General features: G+C 66.1%; 15 protein-coding genes and 1 pseudogene. 11 read left to right on the plus strand and 5 right to left on the minus strand.

What is annotated here, in order from left to right; all coding sequences use genetic code 11:
• Positions 1-464 precede the first annotated feature (464 nt).
• The 6 genes and pseudogenes from ACIBCJ_RS05295 to ACIBCJ_RS05320 all read left to right on the plus strand — a co-directional run bounded on the left by ACIBCJ_RS05295 (position 465) and on the right by ACIBCJ_RS05320 (position 6,083).
• A complete protein-coding gene (locus ACIBCJ_RS05295; protein ID WP_365980905.1) occupies positions 465-1,256 on the plus strand; it encodes a DUF427 domain-containing protein in 792 nt (263 codons plus the stop codon).
• A gap of 160 nt (positions 1,257-1,416) precedes the next feature.
• Positions 1,417-2,367: an alpha/beta hydrolase gene (locus ACIBCJ_RS05300; RefSeq protein ID WP_365980904.1), complete on the plus strand. Its 951-nt coding sequence runs from the start codon at positions 1,417-1,419 to the stop codon at positions 2,365-2,367.
• 199 nt (positions 2,368-2,566) lie between these two features.
• Positions 2,567-3,286, plus strand: a complete 720-nt coding sequence (locus tag ACIBCJ_RS05305) for an alpha/beta hydrolase (protein ID WP_365980903.1) — start codon at positions 2,567-2,569, stop codon at positions 3,284-3,286.
• A gap of 419 nt (positions 3,287-3,705) precedes the next feature.
• Entirely contained in the window at positions 3,706-4,047 is a 342-nt protein-coding gene (locus ACIBCJ_RS05310) for a hypothetical protein (RefSeq protein ID WP_365980902.1), read from the plus strand.
• Positions 4,048-4,916: 869 nt separating this feature from the next.
• Positions 4,917-5,303 (plus strand): hypothetical protein, encoded by a 387-nt coding sequence (locus ACIBCJ_RS05315; protein ID WP_399281826.1) that lies wholly within the window; start codon positions 4,917-4,919, stop codon positions 5,301-5,303.
• 94 nt (positions 5,304-5,397) lie between these two features.
• Positions 5,398-6,083: pseudogene (locus tag ACIBCJ_RS05320) on the plus strand (transposase family protein).
• 1,293 nt (positions 6,084-7,376) lie between these two features.
• Here ACIBCJ_RS05320 and ACIBCJ_RS05325 read toward each other — a convergent pair.
• Together ACIBCJ_RS05325 and ACIBCJ_RS05330 are read right to left on the minus strand one after the other, a co-directional pair.
• Positions 7,377-8,795: a sugar porter family MFS transporter gene (locus ACIBCJ_RS05325; protein WP_365980901.1), complete on the minus strand. Its 1,419-nt coding sequence runs from the start codon at positions 8,793-8,795 to the stop codon at positions 7,377-7,379.
• A 476-nt stretch (positions 8,796-9,271) separates the two neighbouring features.
• The gene (locus ACIBCJ_RS05330; protein ID WP_186780184.1) at positions 9,272-9,694 is read right to left on the minus strand and encodes an OsmC family protein; all 423 of its coding nucleotides are present in this window, start codon (positions 9,692-9,694) and stop codon (positions 9,272-9,274) included.
• Between the two features lie 325 nt (positions 9,695-10,019).
• Between ACIBCJ_RS05330 and ACIBCJ_RS05335 the strand changes: the two genes are divergently transcribed.
• Complete coding sequence (locus ACIBCJ_RS05335; protein ID WP_365980900.1) at positions 10,020-10,712, plus strand: sigma-70 family RNA polymerase sigma factor; 693 nt, start codon at positions 10,020-10,022, stop codon at positions 10,710-10,712.
• Between the two features lie 93 nt (positions 10,713-10,805).
• Complete coding sequence (locus ACIBCJ_RS05340) at positions 10,806-11,558, plus strand: NAD(P)H-binding protein (RefSeq protein ID WP_365980899.1); 753 nt, start codon at positions 10,806-10,808, stop codon at positions 11,556-11,558.
• Positions 11,559-11,721: 163 nt separating this feature from the next.
• Here the strand turns inward: ACIBCJ_RS05340 and ACIBCJ_RS05345 are convergent, their stop codons facing one another.
• Entirely contained in the window at positions 11,722-14,463 is a 2,742-nt protein-coding gene (locus ACIBCJ_RS05345; protein WP_365981088.1) for an AAA family ATPase, read from the minus strand.
• A gap of 361 nt (positions 14,464-14,824) precedes the next feature.
• On the opposite strand from ACIBCJ_RS05345, the gene ACIBCJ_RS05350 reads away from it, so the two are divergent.
• The 3 genes from ACIBCJ_RS05350 (at position 14,825) to ACIBCJ_RS05360 (ending at position 19,219) form a co-directional block, all read left to right on the plus strand.
• The gene (locus tag ACIBCJ_RS05350; protein ID WP_365980898.1) at positions 14,825-17,584 is read left to right on the plus strand and encodes an AAA family ATPase; all 2,760 of its coding nucleotides are present in this window, start codon (positions 14,825-14,827) and stop codon (positions 17,582-17,584) included.
• 470 nt (positions 17,585-18,054) lie between these two features.
• Positions 18,055-18,444: a hypothetical protein gene (locus ACIBCJ_RS05355; RefSeq protein WP_365980897.1), complete on the plus strand. Its 390-nt coding sequence runs from the start codon at positions 18,055-18,057 to the stop codon at positions 18,442-18,444.
• 427 nt (positions 18,445-18,871) lie between these two features.
• Positions 18,872-19,219: a metalloregulator ArsR/SmtB family transcription factor gene (locus tag ACIBCJ_RS05360; protein ID WP_365980896.1), complete on the plus strand. Its 348-nt coding sequence runs from the start codon at positions 18,872-18,874 to the stop codon at positions 19,217-19,219.
• Between the two features lie 193 nt (positions 19,220-19,412).
• Here the strand turns inward: ACIBCJ_RS05360 and ACIBCJ_RS05365 are convergent, their stop codons facing one another.
• Positions 19,413-19,862, minus strand: a complete 450-nt coding sequence (locus ACIBCJ_RS05365; protein ID WP_315902947.1) for an SsgA family sporulation/cell division regulator — start codon at positions 19,860-19,862, stop codon at positions 19,413-19,415.
• 323 nt (positions 19,863-20,185) lie between these two features.
• The gene (locus ACIBCJ_RS05370; RefSeq protein ID WP_365980895.1) at positions 20,186-22,933 is read right to left on the minus strand and encodes an AAA family ATPase; all 2,748 of its coding nucleotides are present in this window, start codon (positions 22,931-22,933) and stop codon (positions 20,186-20,188) included.
• Positions 22,934-23,803: the final 870 nt, after the last annotated feature.

The following is a 23,803-nucleotide window of genomic DNA, read 5'->3' on the forward strand; positions in this document are numbered from 1 at the left end:
GTAGTGGGGACATACGCCCGGCGGTGAGCTGGCCCCGGTAATCTCGCGGTTGTCTCGTGGCCTGCGCAGTGTGATGCATGTGAGCCGACTGGCAAGATGCTTCCCACCATACTGGCGTCCTGCACTGCCGTTCATGTCACACCGAGAGTCGGAGGCTGGTCACCGCAGACAACCTCCATGAACTCCAGCCGGTCGGACAAGCTCGCCCCGCGGACCACTTCGGCGCCCTGAAGGCGCGCTGTGCCGCACATGGACCGAGGCTGGAAAGGTACGCGTGGATTGCATGTGTTGACACCGTTCGAAGTTGGCGTAATCCCGACCTCGCGTGACACTGTTGAGGATCAGTTTCGGGGGCCCGCCAGGTACAGCCGATAACATCGAGCCGTGAGGCATGACCGTGGGCCCCGGGGCTTTACACCGGACAGAGCGACCACACAGCCGTCGAATCGATCAAGGTGATCACCATGGCAACCGAGAGTGTCCAGTACCCGAGCCTGATCGTGCCGGTCGGACATGTCGAACCCGCACCGCGCCGTATCCGGGGCATGATTGGCGGCCGTGTCGTCTTTGACACCCGACGGGCGCTGTACGTGTGGGAGTGGCAGGCCTACCCGCAGTACAGCATTCCGGTCGAGGATCTGGTGGACGGTGTGCTTCACGATGACGAGCACACGGAGCAACTCGGTGCCGGCCCTGCACACCGGCACACCCTCCAGGTCGGCTCGGAGATCCGCCCGGGTGCGGCCTGGGTCTGGGGTGAAGGCGCTCCGCGGTCTCTGCACGACACCGTACGCTTTGAGTGGGAGGCAGTGGGCTCCTGGCTCGAGGAGGCCGAGCCGATCTTCGTCCACCCCAGGAGCCCCTATTCTCGCGTGGACGCCGTGCGCTCGGACAGCAGCGTCCGCGTGGAGGTAGACGGTGTCGTGCTGGCCGAGGCCCCCGGGTGCGTGAAGCTGTTCGAGACTGGGCTCCCGACCCGCTACTACCTCGATCGCACGCACATCAACTGGAGCCGGCTGCGGCACTCGGGCACGGTGACCCGATGCCCGTACAAGGGGACGACAAGCAGCTACTGGTCCTTCGACAGCGACATTGCCACTCACGAGGATGTCGCCTGGACCTATGACTTTCCGACCATCCACGCCAACCGCATCGCCGGGATGACTGCGTTCTACAACGAGCACGTCGACCTGTACATCGACGGCTCCCTGCTGCCGAAATCAGCCGACCCCACCCGGGCGGTCTCCTCCGAGTAAAACAAGAGCGGTGTGCCCGGGCAGATACGGGGATCTTCAGAACATGTCCCAGACCGTCGCTGATATCCGTCAGTTTCGCTCGGTGCGTCACGCTTCGACCTCTGGCCCGGTCTTATTGGGTGCAAGCCCTTCTCCATGACCGACTCCGAGGACACACACCATGAGCGACATCACCCTCGAACCCGCCGCACAGGAATTCGCCAACGCGACCGCCAAGCCGCCGCTGCTGTACGAACTCGGCGTCGACGGTGCCCGCAAGCTGCTGGACGACGTCCAGGCACAGCCCGTCGAAAAGCTCGACGTGGACGAGAAGTGGTCCACCGTCCCCGCCCAAGTCGGTGAGGTGAGGGTGCGCATCATCAAGCCGGTCGGCAGCACGGGCGCACTGCCCGTGATCCTCTACATGCACGGCGGCGGCTGGATCCTCGGCAACGCCGGTACCCACGACCGCCTGGTGCGCGAGCTGGCCGTGGGCGCGCAGGCCGCCCTGGTCTTCGTCGAGTACGCCCGCTCCCCGGAGGCGAAGTACCCCGTCGCCATCGAGCAGGCGTACGCCACCGCTCAGTGGATCACAGCCAAGGGCGAGGAAGAGGGCCTCGACGGCTCCCGCATGGTCGTCGCTGGGGACTCCGTCGGTGGCAACATGAGTGCTGCCCTCACCCACATGGCCAAGCAGCGCGGTGACGTGACCTTCCTGCACCAGTCTCTGTACTACCCCGTCACCGATGCGGCTCAGGACACTGAGAGCTACAAGACCTTCGCTCACGGCCCCCACCTGACCGCCAAGGCGATGGAGTGGTTCTGGGACGCCTACACCACCGATCCGGCCGAACGCGCTCAGATCACCGCGTCTCCTCTGCGGGCGACCCTCGAAGACCTCCAGGGTCTGCCCCCGGCGTTCGTCGTCGTCGACCAGAACGACGTCCTGCGCGATGAGGGCGAGGCTTACGCCAGCAAGCTGGTCCAGGCCGGCGTGCCGACCGTCAGTGTGCGCTACAACGCCAGCCTGCACGACTTCATGATGCTGAACCCGGTGCGAGGTACCCAGGCCTCAAGCGCGGCAATCGAGCAAGCCGTCCACGTGCTGCGCAAGGCGCTGGGAACCGACTGATCCACCTCGGTGCGGCACCCCGGGAAGCCCCGTACACAGGCCGGGACTTCACTTCCCGGACAGCAAAGCACGCGATACGCCAGAACAGCGAATCGGAGATCCGTTCCCGGTACTGCCGCACGTCGGAACCGTGAAATTCGGCATGCAGCACCCCGTTCGATGACGCGCGTATTTCGCTAGTAAATGAAAGGTCTCTGCCATGAATGCGCAGAATCCCACCATCGTTCTCGTCCATGGTGCGTTCGCCGACTCCTCCAGCTGGAATGGCGTCGTCGAGAAACTGCAGTCCCACGACTATCCGGTCGTAGCCGCGAGCAACCCGCTGCGCGGACTTGCCGACGACGCCGAGTACGTCAGGCAACTGGTGGTCTCAATCGGCGGCCCCGTCGTGCTCGTCGGCCACTCCTACGGCGGCTCGGTCATCAGCAGCGCCGCTAAGGGGCTCACCAACGTCAAGGCGCTGGTCTTCGTCGCGGCCTTCCTGCCCGACGAGGGCGAGAGCGCGATCGCACTCTCCGGAAAGTTCCCAGGAAGCACCCTCGGTGAGGCGCTCCGTCCAGTACCGGTCACACTGCCCAACGGCAGTCAGGTCGCGGATCTCTACATCGAAACGAGCAAGTTCCACCAGCAGTTCGCCGCCGACGTACCCATGGGAACAGCCGCGATCATGGCCGCCACGCAGCGGCCCGTGACCGACGCCGCGCTGGCGGAAGGCGGCGCTGCCCCGGCATGGAGGGACGTCCCGTCGTGGGCCCTCGTGGCCACCGAAGACCGGAACATCCCGCCTCGGACGCAGACCTTCATGGCCGAGCGGGCGGACGCCACTGTGATCAACGTTCCCGCCTCTCACGCGGTCAGTGTCTCCCGTCCCCAGGACGTCGCGCGCCTGATCAACGAGGCGGCCCAGGCCACCGTCTGAGCGGCCGGCACCCGCGCCGCGTCGGCGGGGCGGGTGCCCACTCGGATTCTCACTCGACCGCCCGACGTACGTCATAAGCCACGAGGCTGCCAGCGGGTTCAAGCTCGCCAAGGGGGCCGCGCTGTCAAGACATCGGTTGGGTGCAGGAACAACGGATGATGGGGATGCCCAATTTCAGGCATCAGACTGCCTCAGACAGCCGGGTCATCTTGTTGTACTCACGCCCGAATGGTGTGGTGGTGCCGCCTCGGCTCAGACACAGTTTGTCCGGCCGAGCGCGCCCCTCCTTCTCTTGGACAGCGTGTGTACATACGGATCGCAACTTGGGACGACCTACACAGGTAGGAGCCACTGCGCGATGTCTCATCCGGCAAGCCGGGCCCAAGGACGGAAACTGGTCACTGACTCTGGAGTACACCATGGACACGGAGAAACAGGCCGCTCGTGGGCTGGTCGACATAGAAGCCTTTCTCTATCGGGAGGCTCAACTCAGGGCGGCTCGTCAACGCGTGGCGGACTTCACCGCGAGAGCGGATGGACTGACCTTCGAACAGAGGCGACGCATCGAACTGTGGTATCTCGAGGAGCAGCAGTATGTGGCCCACATGGTGACGGAACACATCGCCGACAGCCTTAACGCTGCCGAGGAGGTACACCGCATCCGGTTCGGGCGATGGCTGCGCGGAACGTTGATCGGCATGATCCTGATTACTGTGGCGGCGTGCGTGTGTACGGCCGTCGTGGTGGGGACGGTGCGCTGATCCCCGATCCCGCGGCGAACGCTGCCGACGGCGCTCGACGGCGGGTGTCCCCTCGCCGCCGCGTCCTGAACGATTCGGCAGACTCCACGCGGTCACGGTACTTGCTGCCTGAGCGGGATGGCGTACGGCTATGTGGTGTAGGGATTCGCGGCGGCTCAGTGCGCGGGTTCCACTCCTCAGACCTTGCCCGTAACTGCTGGTCATGGGAGACCCACCTGATCGCTTGGGCTGGTTCAGCTGACGACGTGAACTGTTCCGCGAGTGTCTCGTGGCCCTCATTCGTCGGCCGCCAAGCGTTGTCAGTGCCTCGGGGTACGGTGCGAGCTTTCGGCCGGACGGAGAGCGAGAGTGACTCGCGGCCATGGGGGATGGACGGGTCCTCGGCATCCAGCCCCCGGGGGCTGGACTGGTGTCCTCACCCCCCAACTCTGCCCACCTGCGCGTGCCATTTGAAGCACCGGACGCGGGGACGACCTTGTCGTGTGGTGTGATCGCGGCGTAGGAGCCTCCCTGGACAACGCCGTTTCACCGGTCCGAGCCCGTGGCAGTGCCGCAACTTGATCACCTCGGCTCGGCGCTCGCTACGGCCCTCGACGCCGAGTGGGGCGAGCACACCGACGCCCGCACCACTTGGCGCAGAAAGGCACCGGGAGAAGGCGGTGACCACGCAGGTCAGCGACATGAATCGCGCCACCCCGGATGCGCGGGCCGGAAGCTTCTTTTCCAGCCTGTTGGAAATGCCGCGTCCCATGGCCCACTGAACCCTTTCAAACTTCACCTCGCGCTTCAGGGCGCGGCGCTCACCATGTTGGTGGCTGCCGAGGCTGTGACGGGCTATTCAGGGATCGCCGTCCTGAGAGGATTCACTCATGGAGGACAGTACGTTTGGGCCAGCCAGGGCGAACGTAGACCTTGAGTGCCAGATCTACGTCGCCGCTCCCAGCCGTGATCGGTTGATGGAGCGGCTGGCAGCGGTTCTGAACGTGTCGCTCGGACCAGATCGCGTGATCTCGTACGGGTGCGTCGAGGTGGAGTGGGAGCATAACGACTACGAAGGCACTGGCGCTCACATGGAGTTCCTGGACTGGCACTCGCTCCTTGGGTGCCGACCTCGTCGCGGCGTCTCAGCGACTGCTGTTGTGGCGGACACGGCAGCGGTTCTGGAAGCGGTCCGGGAGGCCGGCTACCGGGCCGTCCCTGTTTGCGACTACGAAGAGCTTCTACCTGAGCCGGGCACTGAACCTCGTCCAACCTGATGGGTGGTTGGATCGGCGTCCCCCGGCGGCGGCATGAAGGAAGCTTCTGGTAGACGGATTCACGATCAAGATCACCAGTCCGGCAGGAGTTCTCGTGCTTCTGTACCCGTCCGCCATCGGCCTGTCCAACTGTGCCCTGGAGCACCTCTCTTTTCGCAGGTCACCGCCTTCGCATCGGTTCCCGCTGGCGACGCCTTACTTGCGGTTGGCAGGCCCTGTTCGTCCTCGCTCACCTGCGCTGCGGCGACACTTACGTCCGCCTCGCGGCAAGTTTCCGGGTTGAGATCGCGACGGTCTACGGGTACATACGCGAGGCCGTAGACCTCCTGGGCGCCCTCGCGCCCACGCTTGAGTAGGCCATGCAGACCGTGCGGAAGAAGGCGCACGTGATCCTCGACGGTAGCGTGTTGCCGATCGACCGCATCGCCGCCGCCCGGCCGTACTACTCGGGGAAGAGAAGCACCACGGCATGAACGTGCAAGTCATCGTCGATCCTGCCGGGCGTTTGATTTGGGCATCGGACTCGCTGCCGGGAGCCATGCACGACCTGACCGCGGCCTGGCCCGTGGTATTCCCGCTGCTCTCGTCGCTGATGGCGTCAAGTGCTGGGCGGACAAGGCCTACCAAGATGCGGGTGCTGCCTTCCGCGTCCCGTTTAGGGGTAAGAACCTTCGCGGCTGGCGCTGGCGTCACAACCGGAACCACTCCAAGATCCGCAGCCTCGGCGAACGTGCCATGGCGATCCTCAAGTGCTGGCGACTCCTGTGGAAGCTCCGCTAGAGCACCGCCCGAATCACCGCGGTCGTCCGAGCCGTCGTCATCCGCGAACTCGTCAGCTGATCAAGATGGAAAAGGCACTGTTGTCACGGAGGCATACGTCCAGGCGTCTCCAGGCTAGGCCTCCTGGAACTGTGCGACCTGGTCAATCACCTGGGCGCCCTTTCGCTCCGTTCACTCGATCACATCCGGTTCCTCGACGCTACGTGAGCCAAGGCGCCGACCGCCGCATCGTCTCTCGGCGAGCGATCGCCGTCGCCACGGATCACTCAGGACGGCAGCTGTGAAGTTGTCGGGCTGCTCGGCTTCGCCTGGTAGTGGCATGACGCCGATGGCGGCGGACGGGTACTCATGGCCTTGCCCGATATGCTGATGGTTCGAGACGCAGTCGGCGCTGTTTCTGGTCTACTCATGGATTGGTTACCGTCCCTCTTCCCAGGGACACGAGCGTTTGCAGTGTCGACCGACTGGTCGTGACGTCGCTATTGAGGTTGGTTCCTCTCGACGCAGCCTCTTGAAGGCCGGCTGACACCAGGTTCGCGCGAAGAGACAGTCCAGCGCGCCCTTGGCAATCCGTGGGCGAGTCCGTAGTCGCACTAGGGGATGGCTCTGGCGGAGGTACGGACACGTATGTGAAGCAAAGACGCGGCCTCGCAGGTCTGAACCTTGCTCCGGTGCGTCACCGCACTGCGCTGCGCGCCGGATCCAAGCGGGCGCGGTCAACCCAAGTCAGCCAGGCCGACGCGCACAGTTTCGAAGACGTGCGAGGACGGTGCCTCGGGTACTCGTGGTATGGCCGCCAAAGATCAAGTGAGGGAAAGGGCACCTGATGGCCGACGCCCCCGGTCTACTGATGGGGCCGCCCTCGTCACAGCGCACGTGCACGACATCAGTAGGGTGCTCCAGCGTGCATCACGGCGCTGATCGGGATTGATGGCGCTTCCGGCGGCGCATCGAGGAAGGACGGACGGCGGAGCAGAGAGTGCTCGGCACAGGTCTATCGGTAGTCAGTCGGGCGGTGGCATGCGGCGACTGTAGGCTCGCCCTTGTTGGCCCCCAGCCTGCGACCCTCCGCGTTCACCAGTTGCGGAGTACGGGGAGAAACGCGCTTGCGCGGCTGACCTGCCTCCGACACTGACGTGCTGAAGCTCGGACATCTACCCTGCGGAGACACCAGCAGTCGGACGTGCTGCCGCCTCCGTCCGCGCCGTACGCGGACGGAGGCGGCAGCGTACGAGGAGCGGGCAGCGGGGACTTGGCCCGGCTCCTCGAGTCGGTGCGGTCTCAGGAGGAGGCTCAACCCATCTCTTCCAGGGCCTTGCCCTTGGTCTCCTTCACGAACTTGAGCACGAAGGGGATGGAGAGGGCGGCGAAGATCGTGTAGATCACGTAGGTGCCGGAGAGGTTCCAGTCGGCCAGCGACGGGAAGCTCGCGGTGATGGCCCAGTTGGCGATCCACTGCGCGGAGGCGGCCACGCCCAGGGCGGCGGCGCGGATCCGGTTGGGGAACATCTCGCCGAGGAAGACCCAGACGACCACACCCCACGACAGGGCGAAGAAGAGCACGAAGACGTGGGCGGCGATCAGGGCGACCCAGCCCTGGGTGGCCGGGAGCTTGCCGTCGACCAGGTCGAAGGAGAAGGCCCAGGCTTCCAGTGCCAGTCCGATCACCATGCCGACGGAGCCGATCAGGGCGAGCGGCTTGCGGCCGACGCGGTCCACGAAGATCATCGCGATCACGGTGCCGATGATGTTGATGATCGACGTCGTGAACGAGTAGAAGAACGAGTCGGCGGGGTTGACGCCGACCGACTGCCACAGCGTCGAGGAGTAGTAGAACGCGACGTTGATGCCGACGAACTGCTGGAAGACCGACAGGCCGATGCCGATCCAGACGATCGGCTTGAAGAAGAAGCTGCCGCCGAGGAGGTCCTTGAAGGAGGACTTCTCCTCGCTGTGCATGGCGTGCTCGATCTCGGTGACGCGGGCGTCGAAGTCCACGTCCTTGCCCTCGACCTCTTCGAGGATCTTCTTGGCGCGCTCGTGCTTGCCCACCGAGATCAGGAAGCGGGGGGACTCGGGGATGGCGAAGGACAGCAGGCCGTACAGGACGGCCGGGATCACCATGACGCCGAGCATGACCTGCCAGGCCTCAAGGCCCATCAGCTCGCCGCGCTGGTCGCCGCCGGCGGCGTTCAGCAGGCCCCAGTTGACCAGCTGGGAGACGGCGATGCCGATGACGATCGCGGCCTGCTGGAAGGAGCCGAGCCGGCCGCGGTAGGCGGGCGGGGAGACCTCGGCGATGTAGGCGGGGCCGATCACCGAGGCCATGCCGATGGCGAAGCCGCCGATGATGCGCCACATGGCGAGGTCCCACAGCGCGAAGGGCAGTGCGGAGCCGACGGCGCTGACGGTGAAGAGGACCGCCGCGATCTGCATGCAGCGGATGCGGCCGATGCGGTCGGCGATGCGGCCGGCGGTCGCGGCGCCGATGGCGCAGCCGATCAGTGCGACGGCGATGACCTGGGCCAGCACCGCGGAGCCGACGTCGTAGCGGTCCCGGATGGCCTCGACGGCGCCGTTGATCACGGAACTGTCGTAGCCGAACAGGAAACCGCCCATCGCGGCCGCAGCCGCGATGAAGATGACGTGCCCGAGATGATCGGGGTGAGCCGTCCTGGCTCCTGGACTGGGTGCCTGCGATGTGCTGGCCACGTGTACTCCTTCGACTGCCGGCAACGCTGCCGGGGCGGTTCGCCTTCGACTGATGGGAACGGAAGGCCAAGGCAAGATCTCAACGAGAGCGCGGTGGTGTATCGGCTCCTCATGGAGACACGCGCGGCCAGCCAAGCTGTCGGCCTCTTGAGCCGATGTGCTGCCTGGGCATGACCCGACTCAAGCCCTTGAAATGGGGTTCTCACGCATAAGACCGTTTTCGAACACCTGGTGTGACACGGTCTTCCGACGACAAGAGGAGGATGAGACCCGTAGATGCCGCGATGGAGTCAATCAGCGAGATCAACGCGACGAGATGGCAACTACAGTGCCTCGTGTTCGGCAGGCTGAACGATGGCAGGCGTCCCGGGACAGGCCGTGCCCGATTCCACGGGGGTGAGCTGTGGCAAGGGAGCGCCCTTGCCACGCTGCTGACCGACCGCCCCCTTCATCGGGCAGCCCCAACCAGGGGAGGGTCACGCAGAGAGGGGACCGGTGGAGGCCTCTTCCGGTTCTACCAACAGGGCGGGCACTGTGACGATGGTGGTCTGCCTGGTCAGCAGGCGGTGCACAGGGCAGCGTCCGGCAGCAGCCAGCAGCTGTTCGCGCTGGGTCGGTTCCAGATCGCCGGTCAGACCGATGTTCTTGATGATGCGTCCCTGCGCGCCGAAGCGCACGGCCACGTCGATGCGGTCGAGTGGCCAGCCGTGCCGGTCCGCCAGGGCCCGTACGGCCATGGAAGTGCAGGACCCGAGCGCGGCCAGGATCAGTTCTCCGGGGGTGGGACCCAGGTCGGCGCTCAGAGGTTCGGGTTCGTCGGCAGTCAGCGTGTGGGTGCCGATCGCGATGGAACGAGTGAGCCGCTTGCCATCGGCAACGGTCACGAGACGTGTGGTCATGGGCCTTCCTCTCTCTGGCAAGGTGAGGGAGGGCTGTTTGGCACCGTCCCTTCCTGAGCAGTGACCGGTCGGCGCGCATCGGTGTGACAGTTGACTCCCGGGCGTCAGGCCAAAACTCTTGCTCGTCGTGGCTGCGTCCCGCGCCCGGACTGGCCCGTTCTCGGGCTTCTTGGGCCCCGTGGCGTAGTGCGGCGCCACGGGATGCCCTACGGCATCACTACGTACTAGCCCACGGGTTCTCAGTGGTTCGGTCGCCGCGTATCGGCGCGAGGTTGGTCTTAGCAGCACTCCCAAGCTGCTGTCCCACCCAGCGGAGGAGCCGACCGTGGACACGTACCTGATGGAGACCAGGGACTCGTCGGTGGCGAGCGGTGCGGCGGCCCCGCTCATCGATGATCTGGAGGACGCGGCGTCCCTGTTCTTGCAGGACCGGCCGGCGCTGCTCAAGATCGCCTATCGCATTCTCGGCAACGCGAGCGAAGCCGAGGACGTGGTCCAAGAGGTGTGGCTGCGCCTGCAGCGCACCGACCGTGCAGTGGTGCATAGCCCGTCGGCGCTACTGCGAACGATTACCGTCCGGATGGCGATCAACGCGGGCCAGTCGGCTCGACGGCGCCGGGAGTGCTCCGCCACCCCGTGGCTGCCGGAATCGCCGGACCCCGAGAGCACACCGGAGGCGGTGGCCGAGCGGCAGGACGCGGTGGAGCGGGCCAGCGTCCTCATGCTGGAGACGCTGACACCTCGGCAGCGTGCTGCGTTCGTCCTCAGGGAAGGGTTCGGCTACCCGTACGATCAGATCGCCGGGCTCCTGTGCCTCAGCGTTGTCAACGCGCGGCAGCAGGTCGCACGTGCACAGCAGCGTCTCGGCGCAGGGCGTCGGCGTCAGCCAGTGGACTCCGTCACGCACCGCCGGTTCGTACAGGCGTTGCTCGCCGCTGCACAGGCAGGTGACCTGAACCGTCTGGAACGCTTCCTCGTCAGCGACACCGGCGGACGGCCCGGAAGCCCGCCTACGTGACAACCGTGCTGGACGCACTCGTGTCACAGACAGAGCGCCTGTCCTGTCTGTTTGGCGGAGCCGGGACTCCCGGCGGGTACGAGGAGGAACCGCATGCAGGTGGCCGTAGCCGGAGGGACCGGCGTGGTCGGGAATCATGTCGTCGCCAAACTGCGGAATGCAGGGCATCAGCCCGTGATTCTCGCCCGCTCACACGGCGTGGATCTGACCACGGGTGTCGGGCTGGGGGAGAAGGTATCGGGCTGTGACGCTGTGATCGATGTCGTGAACATCGTCACGACACGTAGAAAGGCCGCCGTCAACTTCTTCTCCCGGACCACGAGCAACCTGCTTGAGGCCGCCCGGTCGAACAAAATACGGCATATGATCACGCTATCGATCGTTGGTAGCGAAGAGGTCGATTTCGGGTACTACTTCGGCAAGCGTGCGCAGGAGGGGCTGCTCCGCAGCGGAGGCGTTCCTTGGACACTGCTTCGGGCCACCCAGTTCTTCGAGTTCCCCCAACCCCTGCTGGACAACCGGTCCCCGGTGGTCCTGATGCCCAGGATGCTGTGCCGGCCTGTCGCGGCCCAGGATGTCGCTGAACAGCTTGTTGAACACGTGACCCGCACTCCCTCGGGAAGGACACGGGACCTTGCGGGACCCGAACAGCTGAACATGGTGGACATGGCACGCCGTATCGCGCGCGTTCAAGGTCGGCACCGACTCGTTGTGCCTCTGTCATTGCCGGGCGAGGTGGGCAGAGCCATGTCGGGAGGGGGCTTGCTGCCACGTGGCGACTACGCCCAGGGCCGACGGACGTTCAGCGATTACCTTGCGACCCTGGGACGGTCAACCGGGCAGTGATCCTGTTCGTTCTGCCTTTGACGTAGGGCAGCGCCCGATGGCATCCAGTAGGCCGTGAGTGGGTGTGGACGTCGGGCGTGGCCGTACCTTTCAAACGCACGACTGCCTTGACCACGCCGGTGATGCCGTTGCTGCGGCTGTCCGACGCTGCAACCTGTACCAGTTAGAGTGCCGTGCGCAGGAGGCGGCGAGAGGCGATGCCGAGCTTGGCATACACCTTCCGCAGGTGCCATTCCACCGTGTGAGTACTGAGGAACAACTGGGCGCCGATCTCGGAGTTGGTGAGCCCGTCCCGGGCCAGATGCGCAATCTGGGTTTCCTGTGCGGTGAGGGTTGGGGCGGCGACGCTGGTGCGCGGTGTCACCGACTCGCCAGTGGCTTGCAGTTCCCGGACCGTGCGCTCCGTGAAGGCGTTGGCTCCGAACCGTGTGAACAGAGCATGCGCCTCACGCAGTTGTTTCCGGGCGTCAACGCGTCGGTTCTCCCGGCGCAGCCACTCTCCGTACAACAGATGGGCCCGGGCCAGTTCCGCTCCGACTCGGGTACGTTTGAGCCGCTCGACCGCCTCGCGGTACAGGTCATCGGCTTGGTTCCCGTGGCTGAGCAGCGCGCGGGAACGTGCCTGGACACCCAGCGACCAGTCCGTGGCCGCCGCGTCCGTCGTCCGGGCCAGCCGGACCATTGCAGCCTCGGCCGCCTCCTGTCGGCCGCTGCGCACTGCTGCCTCCACCAGTTCGACCAGCCCCCAGTTGGCCGCGACCAGGTCCTGCGGATACGCACTTGCCTGCTCAGCCGCAGCAAACGCCTCCTCGTAGCGGCCCATAGAGTTGTGGAGCACGGCTTTGGCCCGCTGTGCGATGGCCACACCGATGCCCTCGCCGCGGTCAACGGCTTCGTCCGTACTGGTCGCGATCAGTGAGGACGCCTCGGCCGCGTGCCCCTGCCAGGCGGCGAGGGTCATCGTGCCATAGGGCACGAAGCCGCTGCCGGCGGCTTCCTGGACCCTGCTGACCTCCGCGATGAGCAGCTCCGCCGCGTTCAGTTCTCCGGCGCACGTGTGGACGACCACCCGCGAGTTGAGCGCGAGCGGCAGCTCGGCTAGCGCGCCGACGTCGCGAGCCGTCCCCACATGACGAGTCGCCAGGTCCGTCCAGCCCTCGTCGTCCCACACCTCGGCCGCCAGCGCCGACGCCAGCCACGACCAGCGCAGAATCTCCTCCGAGTCGGTCTCCCGGCGGAGCGCGCGCACCGCGTCACGGGATACGGCGACCGCCTCGCGGTATCCACTGGTGAACCGAGTGGCCAGGGCCTCCAGGAGCAGATCGGCGTTGCGCGGCGGCCTCGTACCGGACGGTGACGTCTTCTGCGCCGCCGCTGCCACCTCGTGCACCGTCGTACCAGTGGCGAGGCGCCCGGCGAACATGGCGGCTGACACGGTGTCCAGGAAGGTATCGCGGGCCAGGCCGACGTCCAGCGGCACCAGGCGTCGCGCAGCATCCAGCAGAAGGGGGAGGGCCTCGTTGCCGCGGCTTCCGGTGAAGGCGATCTGCGCTTGGAGAAGGTCCACGCTGGCGTGACCCAGTTCGTCCAGGGCTCCGCTCCTGGCGAGGGCGAGCAGATCGCGTGCCGCGGCGGGCGCACCGGCGCGAAGCTTTGCCCGGGCCGCAGCGAGGGCACGTGTCGCTTTGCGCCGCGGCTGTGGGCTCAATACGGCTGCATGGGCGAGGAACGCCGCAGCTGCGGCGGTGCCGCCCCGTGCGAGTGCCCGCTCGGCCGATGTCTCCAGCTCAGCGGCGATCGTCTCGTCGGGGCGCACCGTTGCCCGCGCCAGATGCCATGCGCGGCGGTCGGGGTCAACGACGGGATCGGTTACTTCCGCAAGGACACGGTGGGTCTCCCGCAGGTCCGCGAGCCCGGCAGACCGGTAGACAGCGGAGCGCAGGAGCGGATGCCGAAAGCGCACCAGAGCGGCGATGTCGAGCAGTCCCGCCTTCACTGCGGGATCGGCCGCGCCGGGATCGATGTGCAGTTGCTCCGCTGCGCGCCACAGCAGGTGCACGTCGCCGATCGGCTCGGCGGCGGCGGTCAGCAGCAGTCGCTGTGTCGCCGACGGCAGTGCGCGGACCCGCTGCATATAACTCCGCTCGATGCTGCCGGTCACCGGTCCGGGGGCAGACCGCCCGAGCCCGTCGGCTGGTTCCGTCTCGCCACGGCCGTGGGGGAGTTCCAGCAGCGCCAAGGGGTTGCCGCGCGCTTCGGCGAGGATGCGGTCGCGGATGCGCTCGTCTGTCGGACCTCCAGCCGCCGAATCCAGCAGTGCCTGGGCATCGACGTCGTTCAGGCCGCCGAGTGTTAGTTGCGGCAGCCCGGCGAACTCGTCCCGTCCCCGGTGTTCACGGGAGGCGAAGACCAGCGCCAGCGGTTCGGCGAGCATCCGTCGCGCCACGAACGCCAGCGTCTGGGCGGATACTCGGTCGAGCCACTGTGCGTCGTCTACCAGGCAGAACAGCGGCCTCTCGTTGGCCACCTCGGTCAGCAGGCCGAGCACAGCCAGACCGACCAAGAACCGGTCCGGCGGAGGGCCTGCGCTCAGTCCGAAGGCCGTAGCCAGCGCTTCTCGCTGTGGTGGCGGAAGGGAAGGGGCACGTCCGAGGAAGGGAGCACACAGCTGGTGCAGCCCCGCGAAGGGAAGCTCCATCTCCGACTCGGCGCCCGCCCCGCGGGCGACGCGATGCCTGATGGCGCGTGCTGCCAGGTGATCGAGCAGCGCCGACTTGCCGATGCCAGCCTCACCGCGCAGGACGAGTACGGCGCTCCGCCCGGCCTCCACCCCCAAGACGAGCTCTTCGAGGGCATCGCACTCGTGGTGTCTGCCGCGTAGCCGCTCTCTACCGTCTCCGCTCACTTGCTCCCCCTCGGGCACGGGGGGAGCATAACAACACCGTGGGCGGATGGACCCGCGGAGTGAAGTAGGAGGACAGATTCCTTTTGGGGGCCCTCACCTGCATGTTTCCTTCGTTTGGCCCATGCGGGAGCGGCTCTCGTGCGGGCCGGAGACGGCTGTCCGACTACGTGGTGCACCCCCCCACGGGGAAAAGGGCCAGGGCGTGCGCCACAAGCTGACGGGCTTGTGGCGGGTGGTCCGATCCCCTTTTGACTCCCGGAGACCGGGCTTGGCAGTCGCGTATTGCCGACAGGGTGCCCGCGACAGGGTTTCCTGGAGTAGACAGGGTATATCAGAATTATTCGGAACCAAGGCGGACACTGTGACTGGAAACGTGCCGCTGCGCGGTCGGCGACACGAGCTGGCGGAGCTGGATGCGCTGGTCAACCGCGCCCGCGCTGGCCATAGCGAGGCGCTGACCGTTTCCGGCGAGGCCGGCGTCGGCAAGACCGCCCTCCTCGATCACCTCACTGCGAGCGCTGCGCCGCACGTCCGCGTGGAACGCACGGTCGCCTCCCAGTCCGAGATGGAACTCGCCTACGCCGGCCTCCAGCAGCTCTGCGGGCCCATGCTGGGATCGGCCGTGCGGTTGCCGGCTCCGCAGCAAGAGGCGATCGAAGTAGCGTTCGGGTTGCGCAGCGCTCCCGCACCGAGTCCCTTCCTCGTCGGACTCGCAGTGCTCGGACTGCTCACCGAGGCCGCAGAGGAGCGAGGCTTGCTGTGCGTCATCGACGACGCACAGTGGCTCGACCAGGCATCGGCCCGCGCGATCGCGTTCGCCGCCCGGCGCATGGATGCGGAGGGCATCGCCCTGGTGCTCGCCATGCGTCGGACCGACGAGGCGTTCGCCAGTCTTCCGCACATGATCGTCGAAGGACTTGACTACGAGGATGCGAGCGCTCTGTTGCGTCTTGCGGTCCCCGGCGGCCTCGACCGGCGGGTGCGTGAACGGCTTCTGGCAGAGGCGCGCGGCAACCCGCTGGCCCTGCGGGAACTGCCTCGGGCTCTGAGCCCGGCCGAGATCGCCGGCGGCTTCGCTCTCACCGGCTCTCTGCCGCTGGAGAGCCGGATTGAGCAGAGCCTGATCGTGCAGCTCGCACCGCTACCCGCACCGGCGCGTCTGCTGCTGTTGCTGGCCGCAGCCGACCCCACTGGCGACCCTGGCTTGCTGTGGCAGGCAAGTGAGCTGTTGGGACTGGGGCAGGAAGCCTTTGATGCCGCCAGGGACACTGAGGCGCTCGTCGTTGACACACGCGTCGGCTTCCGCCATCCGCTGGTGCGGTCGGCCGTGTATCGGGCTGCGTCACCGGAGGACCGGCGGCGCGTCCATGCCGCGCTGGCGGACGTCACCGATCTCAGTCAGGACCCGGACCGCCGGGCCTGGCACCGCGCCAGCGCGACGCTGCACCCGGACGAGGGGGTCGCCTCCGATCTGGAACGGTCTGCGGAACGTGCCAGGACCCGTGGCGGCGCGGCGGCGGCGGCCGCGTTCCTGGAACGAGCCGCGGAGCTGACGCCTGAGCCGGCGCGTCGGGTACAGCGGCTGATCGCCGCCGCGGAGGCCAAACACGATGCGGGCGCTCCTGAGGCGGTGCTGAGCTTGCTCGACACGGCCCATGACCTCCCGCTGACCGCTGCGCAGGAGGCGGTGACTGCCCGCCTGCGTGCCCGCGCCGGGTATGCGCTGCGGCGCGACAGCAGCGGTCCGCAACTTCTCCTGGCCGCAGCGCAGGGCCTGGAGAGGCATGATCCGGTGCTGGCCCGCGACACCTACCTGGAAGCACTGGCGGCGGCGGTCTACGGAGGCAGGCTTGGCGACGCCGAACAGGTGGCTGTCGTCTCGAACGCGATCCTGGAAGCGACCGTCAGCGAGGGACCCGGCAATGCGCGGGACCTGATCCTGCGCGGTCAGGCGCTGCTAGCCGCCAAGGGACAGGAGGCCGCGATCGAAACCCTGCGTCGGGCGCAGAACGCGCTCCTGGAACAGGCCCCCGACTCGCTCGGACTGCACTGGTTGTGGTTCGCCTCGCGAGCGGCACAGGACCTCTGGGACGCTGATGCGCTGCGTGCTCTGGCCAACCGGCAGGTCAGACTCGCTCGTGCCGACGGTGTCGTCACTGTCCTTCCGATCGCTCTGAGCCTGCTGATGCTGGCGCAGACGGTCGACGGGGACCTCGACGCGGCCGAGGCTTCCTGCGACGAGATCGACGCGATCAAGGACGTTACGGGCAATCCGCTGCCGCCGTACGGACGGCTGTTCCTAGCCGCCTACCGGGGGAGGGCGAGTGAGGCGGCGCGCTGGGCTGAGCGCATCCGAGCGGACGCGTATGCACGCGGCGAGGGGTACGGACTGAGCGCGGTCAACTTCTCAGAGGCCATCCTCCACAACGGCCTGGGCGCCTTCACCGAGGCGGTGGTCTCCGCCAGCCGCGAGCTGCCCTACACGCACGAACTCAACCATGCGATGCGCACGCTGCTCGAACTGGTGGAGGCGGCCACCCACACCGGCGACCGGGCTCTCGCCGAGCACGCAGTGGACAAGCTGGCCGGCGTGACGCGTCCGGTCGGAAACACCTGGGCGACCGCCGTGCTGGCCATGGCAGAGGCGCAGCTGCATGAGGGCGACGAGGCCGAAAGGCGTTACCGGGACGCGATCGAAGGATTCGAGGCGGAACGCATTCCGATCATGGTGGGCCGCTGCCGCCTACTGTACGGAGAGGAGCTTAACCGCCAGAACCGGCATGTCGAGGCACGTGAGCAGCTCAGAGCAGCGCACGAACTGTTGACCGGTTTGGGTTTGGACGGCTTCGCCCAGCGGGCTGCGGACGAACTGCGAGTAAGCGGTGAGACCCCGCAGGTCCGCGTGAGGGGATCAGCTGTGCAACTCACCAATCAGGAGCTCAATGTTGCGCGCCTGGCGCGGGAAGGGCTGACGAACCGGGACATTGGCGCCCGGCTGTTCATCAGCGTGCACACCGCGGAGTACCACCTGCGCAAAGTATTCGCGAAGCTCGGCATCAAGCGGCGCACCGAGTTGAAGACCGCACTCGCCGAACTCGACCAATCGCCTACGGACATCTGAGACTCGGGGTTCCTTGAGCGCGGTGTGCCCGCGGCTGCCTCGGGCGCGAGGCAGTAAGCATGCCAGCTCAGTACTTGCACACCGTGTGTTGGTCACGGCGGTGCGCCCTTCAGGTTCGGACTGGACTCGGCGAGAGCCCCGGGGGCCAGGATCTGCCGCAGGCGTGCACGGCGCGGCCAGGGCGAATTGACCAGTCAGGCCCATGGGCGGCGGCGCGGTCCTCGTCCTGCTCCGCGTCCGGGGCCACAGCACCGGAGAGGAAAGCGTCCACCTCCGGCAACGGGACCACGAAGGGCCGGGGCGGCCGCTCATCGCAGCATGCGCACCGCTGCGCCTTTCAGTCTCCCCGCCAAATCTGTCACAGACAGGACGGCTACCCAGTCAAACGGTATGAAACAGATATAAGCCACTCCGTGCTGATGGTCACAAGCCGCAGCCGGCAGACGCGCGGAGCCGAAAGGACCAGAAACATGCTGCTTGAGATGGACCGTCCCGGGCTCCAGCCCACCTCCGGCCCCGTACTCACCACCGGGGAGAAGAGCACGACCGCCTGCGGTTCTCCGAGAAGGGACGACCCAACGCTGGGCAACCCCGGGGCTTGGGTGTCCTCCGCCTTCCGACAGCCGGTCAAATGGATGGTGGGCGTTCCGTTCAACGCCTCCAACTCCCGGGTGATCTGGATGTACTACATCGTGGATGAGGCCCGCGACAGTCTCCACGCGGTGCGCGCGGCACTGGAACGTGCCAACAGTATTCAGGAGAGGCAGGTGCGTGGCGGGGCGTCCGTGATGGCTGAGCACGTCGAGGTGCAGAAGATCCTGCAGGACGCCATAGGGCGCCTGAGTCTGGTCGACGAATGACCCGCCGGAAAAGCAGGGGCGTCCAGTCGAGGGACAGGGGCCTTGGCCGGCCAGTCTCAACACCGCCCGCTCGGCATTGGCGGAAACAGCGGGGTGGAGCCACGCACCGACAGGTGGTGGTGCATTGCGTATCCCCGGTGCCACCCTTGGTGGGAATCTCGGCGCAGAAGCCCCAGCCGTTGTGCGGCTGGCGCTGCTCTTCTCCACCTGTGCGGTGATCGTGTGTCCTCAGCACCCGCGCCCGCGAGGTCCTTTGGCGAAGCAGGTGAGACGTGGCTCCGCGAGTCTCCCGGTGAAGGCGAGCGATGCGCGTGCGGCAGCCCACTGATGGAGTGGGCTGCAGAGAGAAATGAGCGATGCTCGCCCGTCGCAGGCAGTGGAGAGCTTTAAGTTCGACCCTTCCCGAACTTGCGATAGCATGGCTCCTATGCCCGACCACTCCTCCCCTGCTGACAGCGAGATCATCCTGCCGCGCTTGTTGGGAGTGCTCAGCGACCCGACTCGGCTGGGGATTGTCCGTATCCTGTCAGACGGCGCTGAACGAGGGTGGGGGCAGTTCAGTGCACCCGTCGCCAAGTCAACGCTCAGCCACCACCTCAAGATGTTGCGCGAGGCGGGCGTCACTCAGACCCGTCAAGAGGGCACTCGCTGCTATGTGAAGCTGCGGGGGGATGCCCTCGATGCCCGATTCCCTGGGCTACTGCCGGCCCTGCTGTCGGCTGCGGTCGCAGACCGTATCGGCGAACACGTGAGCGAACGGGATGATCACGGTTAGTCACCATCATGAACGTGGTGGAGCGTGCGGACGACACGTGATCGTGCTCTTTTTCCGGCACACATGTGGGAGAAGGCGATGAGGACCTCGCTCCTGGCCCTCTGGTAGTGACGACGAGGGAGGTCGCTGGCGTAACGTGCAGCCGGTCTGGTCCAGGCAACGTGAGTGCAGGACAGAGTGGCAAAACGTCACGTCAGTCAGGTGCAGTGCCCGGGCTGCCGAAGAGACCCTCAAGAAAGGCATCCGGGTCCAACCGCCTCATCTCCGTACCGGCCGGCACGATCTGGTAGGTCCGGTCCAACCACTCCGCCAGCGGCGGTGCGGGCATCTCGAACAAGGCGGTGACGTCGTAGGAGCTGAGCTGCAGCCAAGCCGACTCCTGTTCGCCCAGATACGACGGCCACACCTGAACATCGCCGATGCCGCTCATCGATCGGAGTCCTTGGTCCAAAAGATCGCGGCCCACCTGCCAGGTCACCTTGGGTCCGTCCTCGTCGATGAAGAAGGTGATGCTGACGAGGAGGGGAGCATCAGGAGTGAACTTGAATTCGGCCCGGATGGCCTCCCACGCCTGGCTGCCCACCATTCGGTGGAGCTTCAAGGACAGGCAGATACCCTGTGCAACCGTGGTCTGCGTCTGCACACGCTGATCATTACCACTCATGAGGCTGTGCTTCCTTCCTTGAGGACTGGCGACAGCACCACCCTCGCGCACGACATGATGCAGACACATCAGTACTTCGACAGTGAGAAGTGGCAGGTCAGACCGCAAGACACCGCAACGGGACTCTGCTTGTAGGGCAAGGAGCCCTGGGCATGGGACGACGTTAGGTCGGGCGACTGCTTTCAGCACTGCTATCTGGAGGACGCGTCACACCCTGTGTTAAGAGACTGAGCTTGACTCGATGGTCGCGCACAGCACCGTGTCGCTCACCGTCCAGACACTGTGTCGAAGAGACGGGCACGCTATCTTTGCTCTGGGAAGTTGGTATTGCGCACCTTGGGCCGTCCGCCATCGAGAGCCGCGAGTGCTGTGGCCAGCTTGCCTCGGCTGGTGATACCCAGACGCGGATAGATCCGGTAGAGGTGGGCTCCGACCGTGCGGTGGGAGATAAACAGACGCTGACCGATCTCCCGGTTGCTCAGTCCCTTCGCAGCCAGTATGGCGATCTGCATCTCCTGGGGAGACAACTGTTCACCGGAACTTGCAGGCCGTCGGACGCTTGACTCGCCAGCAGCACGCAACTGCTCACGGGCCGTCTCAGCCCAGGGTTGCGCACCGACCCGGTCGAACTCGTCACGGGCGAGCCGCAAAGGTTCGCGGGCATCCACGTTGCGTCGCTGACGACGCAGTCGAAGCCCCTGGTGCAGATGCAACCGAGCCCGCGCCAGCGACCAGCTGGCTGGCATCGTCTCAAGTGCCGAGGCGTACCGCTTCTCCGCCGTGTCCTCCGGCGCCAACACCGCACTGGTATAGGCATGAGCCACGAGCATCATTTCCGAAGGCAATCGGCTTGCCAGCTCCGGTAGTTCAGCGAGCAGGTTCCGGGCGTGCTCGACGGTTCCGGCGGCAACTGCGGCGTCGGCGAGATCCGGTGCCAGCAACCAGCGGCTCACTGAGTGGTAGTGCGGGTCGGCTGGATCGAAAGCCCGCACAAGAAGTTCGTACGCCTCGGACGCGCGACCATCGAAGAGAGCGAGCAGACTGTCGACCTGCTGTGCCATCACGGTGACGAAGGGAGCACCGGGGAAGAGGTTGTGGGAGCGCAACTCGCGGACTGCGGAGTCCGCCGTTTCCCTGTTACCACGCAATGCCGCCACCAGACCTGCAGTTGCCTTCAGGCCCAGCCAGACGAGCCACTCTCCGGTCTCCTCCGCCAGGCCGAGGCCCTCGTCGGATTCCTCGCGGGCACGGTCCAACTGACCGAGATAGACGCGGGGCCAACTGCCGGCCAGAGCGCGGGCGAGGAGCCCGAGCCTGCCTTGTGACCGCCACACGGCAGCAGTCACCGACAGATATCGGGCGGCGCGACTCATGTCGCCTACGACCATGGCTCCGCTGCCGAGGAAGTGCAGGATCCGACCATCCCGAAGGTCCGGGCTGATCTCTCCGAGCCGAGCGATCACATCGGCACCGTGTTGGTAGGGCTGGGTGTATGCCCGGACGGCCAGCACATGCGGAGCGTCCGGGTCGGGGTTCCACCGGTCCAGTTCCGCGGCGGCCTCGGCGCGCACCTGTGCGTCACCGTCCTGGAAGAAGCACCGTGCGGCGGCACGCCATAGCAGGTCCTCTGCGACGTTTTTGGCATCCGCGTCCATCGCTCCGGCCGCGGCATCGACCATGTCCCTGATACGTCGGTGGGGCTCGTCCGCTTCGAAGCCTGCTCTGTCGGACACAACCAGGAGGCGCGCTCGCTCAACCGGTCCGAGTACGTCCATGTCAGCGCGGTTCAGGAATTCCTGTGTGGCAATCCGGTCGTTGATCCCACCGGCCAGTTCAGCCGCCCGCACCAAGATGCCTGTTCGCTGGCGCGGATCACGTACGAGGTCCGCCGCCTGTCGCAGGGCAGGAATGGCCGACGCCATCTTGCCCCGTGCCAGTGCCGCGTCGGCACTTTGCTCCAGTCGCTCAGCCAGTTCCTCGTCCGGGCCAATTGCGGCTGCGGCCTGATGAACGAGCTGGCGGTCCGGCATGTCGTCCAGCACCGCCGCAAGAGCAGCGTGTGTGGTGAGCCGGTCAGCGATCGGAGCGCGGGTGTAGACCGCCGAGCGCATCAGCGGATGTCGCCACTCCGGCGTGCGACCTGCCAAAACAATCAAGCCTGCATCGATCGCCTCCTGCAGAGCATCCAGGGTGACCGGGGCGTTGCACATGCGGCCAGAAACGTCCAGTAGACGGTTCAAGGGAGTCGTCGGCTCGGCGGCCAACGTCAGCAACAGCGCACGGCACTCGCGGCTCGCGGAGTCGGTACGCGCCGCGAAGGCGGCCTCCAGACGTTGCGTCAGAGGCAGTTCGTCCACTGGTCCTGAGATGTGCTGCACCGCTTTGGGCAGTTCGACCAGCGCCAGCGGGTTGCCCGCAGCGCGGTCCAGAACCAGCGAGCGTAGCGGGTTCGGCAAATCTGGGGCCTCGGAGTCGAGCAATGCGACGGAGGCTTCCGCGTCAAGGGGGGACAGACAGAGATCCGGGTGAACGCCCAGACTGTACTCCTCGGGGGAGTGGACCCGGGCAGCAGTGATGAGAAGTATTTGCAGGTCACCGGTTCGCCGCGCGATGAACCTGAGTACATCCCGACTAGAGGAATCGACCCATTGCAGGTCGTCGATGAGGAGGAGGAGCGGCTGCCGGTCGGCTACTTCTGCCAGGAGTTCCAGTGCGGCGAGGCCGACTTTGTAGAGGGGTGGTTCGTTCTCCGCGGCACCGAAAGCACCGTTGAGCGTCTGCTGGTGCAGTGCTGAGAGGCTCTTGGGCCCTCGCATGATCGGTTGCAGCAACATCTGCAGTGCAGCGAACGGCAACCACTGTTCGGTCTCTACCCCAGAAGCAGACAGCACCCGGAACCCACGTTGGGTGGCATCTTCACCGACTGTGCTCAGTAGAGCCGACTTGCCGACACCAGCTGCCCCATGAACAAGCACCGCTGTTCCACAACCGACCGCCGCCTTGTCCAAAAGCGTACTCATGGTGCGTCGTTCCAGGTCTCGGCCGATCACGAGACATCTCCTGATACGGGCATGTATCGCCTGACACAGTCCACCCATCGTGGCTGTTCAGCGCAGAGGCATGGGGTGCCGATGAACATGCGAACAGGGTTCTTGGAGACGCGGAGAGGCTCCCGCGTCCTGAGGTAGTCATGGCCACCCATGCTCAACTTCTCCCGGTATCAGATCACAACGCCGGCGGAGGGAGACGAGATGGTGGGGATTCTCCTGGCCCCGCACGCTACCACAGCTGCATCAGTCAAACGACTCTCAAATGACTAGCTGTGACCAGTTGCGCCCGTATGACAGCCCCGAAGATGAAGCGCTCCGCGTGCAAGGAAGCCCGACTTGTGAAGCCACGGAGATCAAGCGGATCAGGGTGGGGAACGCCGAACTGTGCCGGACGAACGAGACCTGCAAGGCGGCCTCGGCGTCCTTCGCGCCGGAGCCCGTCCGGTCGCCGAAGCGCTAGTGGCGTGCATCGAGGAGCGTCGGCAGGTGTCCGAATGCGATCCGATCTGCAGTAATACGACCAGCCGTCACGACATGGAGAACGACTCAGGCGCACCTACCAGGCCACCCAGAACCGCCTCCCGGTCGGAGAGCCCGTTCGGAGCACCGATCCGCCGGCGCGCAACAGCCGCATTCACACCAACACCTTCAGCGTCTAGGGAACACGGAAGGTCTGGCGGCAGCTGCACTGCGTCTGCCCGCTGCCCGTCGCTGGCTAATGCGTGTCCTCGGTCTCCAGAGCGTCCGACGGGGTCTTAAGACCCGCACGATCAACCACACGATGGCTACGAAGAGCCCACTGACCTGCTGGGGGCGTGACTTCACCGCGCTCCGTCGGAAGGTGCGGTGGGTCGCCGACATCACCTACAT

This window comes from Streptomyces sp. NPDC051136, assembly GCF_044455745.1.
Lineage (GTDB): Bacteria > Actinomycetota > Actinomycetes > Streptomycetales > Streptomycetaceae > Streptomyces.

Excerpts from the sequence above, each read along its gene's own strand:
- ACIBCJ_RS05295 (WP_365980905.1), top strand. The coding sequence starts at position 465 with ATGGCAACCGAGAGTGTCCAGTACCCGAGCCTGATCGTGCCGGTCGGA.
- ACIBCJ_RS05300 (WP_365980904.1), top strand. The coding sequence starts at position 1,417 with ATGAGCGACATCACCCTCGAACCCGCCGCACAGGAATTCGCCAACGCG.
- ACIBCJ_RS05310 (WP_365980902.1), top strand. The coding sequence starts at position 3,706 with ATGGACACGGAGAAACAGGCCGCTCGTGGGCTGGTCGACATAGAAGCC.
- ACIBCJ_RS05315 (WP_399281826.1), top strand. The coding sequence starts at position 4,917 with ATGGAGGACAGTACGTTTGGGCCAGCCAGGGCGAACGTAGACCTTGAG.
- ACIBCJ_RS05340 (WP_365980899.1), top strand. The coding sequence starts at position 10,806 with ATGCAGGTGGCCGTAGCCGGAGGGACCGGCGTGGTCGGGAATCATGTC.
- ACIBCJ_RS05330 (WP_186780184.1), bottom strand. The coding sequence starts at position 9,694 with ATGACCACACGTCTCGTGACCGTTGCCGATGGCAAGCGGCTCACTCGT.
- ACIBCJ_RS05360 (WP_365980896.1), top strand. The coding sequence starts at position 18,872 with ATGCCCGACCACTCCTCCCCTGCTGACAGCGAGATCATCCTGCCGCGC.
- ACIBCJ_RS05305 (WP_365980903.1), top strand. The coding sequence starts at position 2,567 with ATGAATGCGCAGAATCCCACCATCGTTCTCGTCCATGGTGCGTTCGCC.
- ACIBCJ_RS05355 (WP_365980897.1), top strand. The coding sequence starts at position 18,055 with ATGCTGCTTGAGATGGACCGTCCCGGGCTCCAGCCCACCTCCGGCCCC.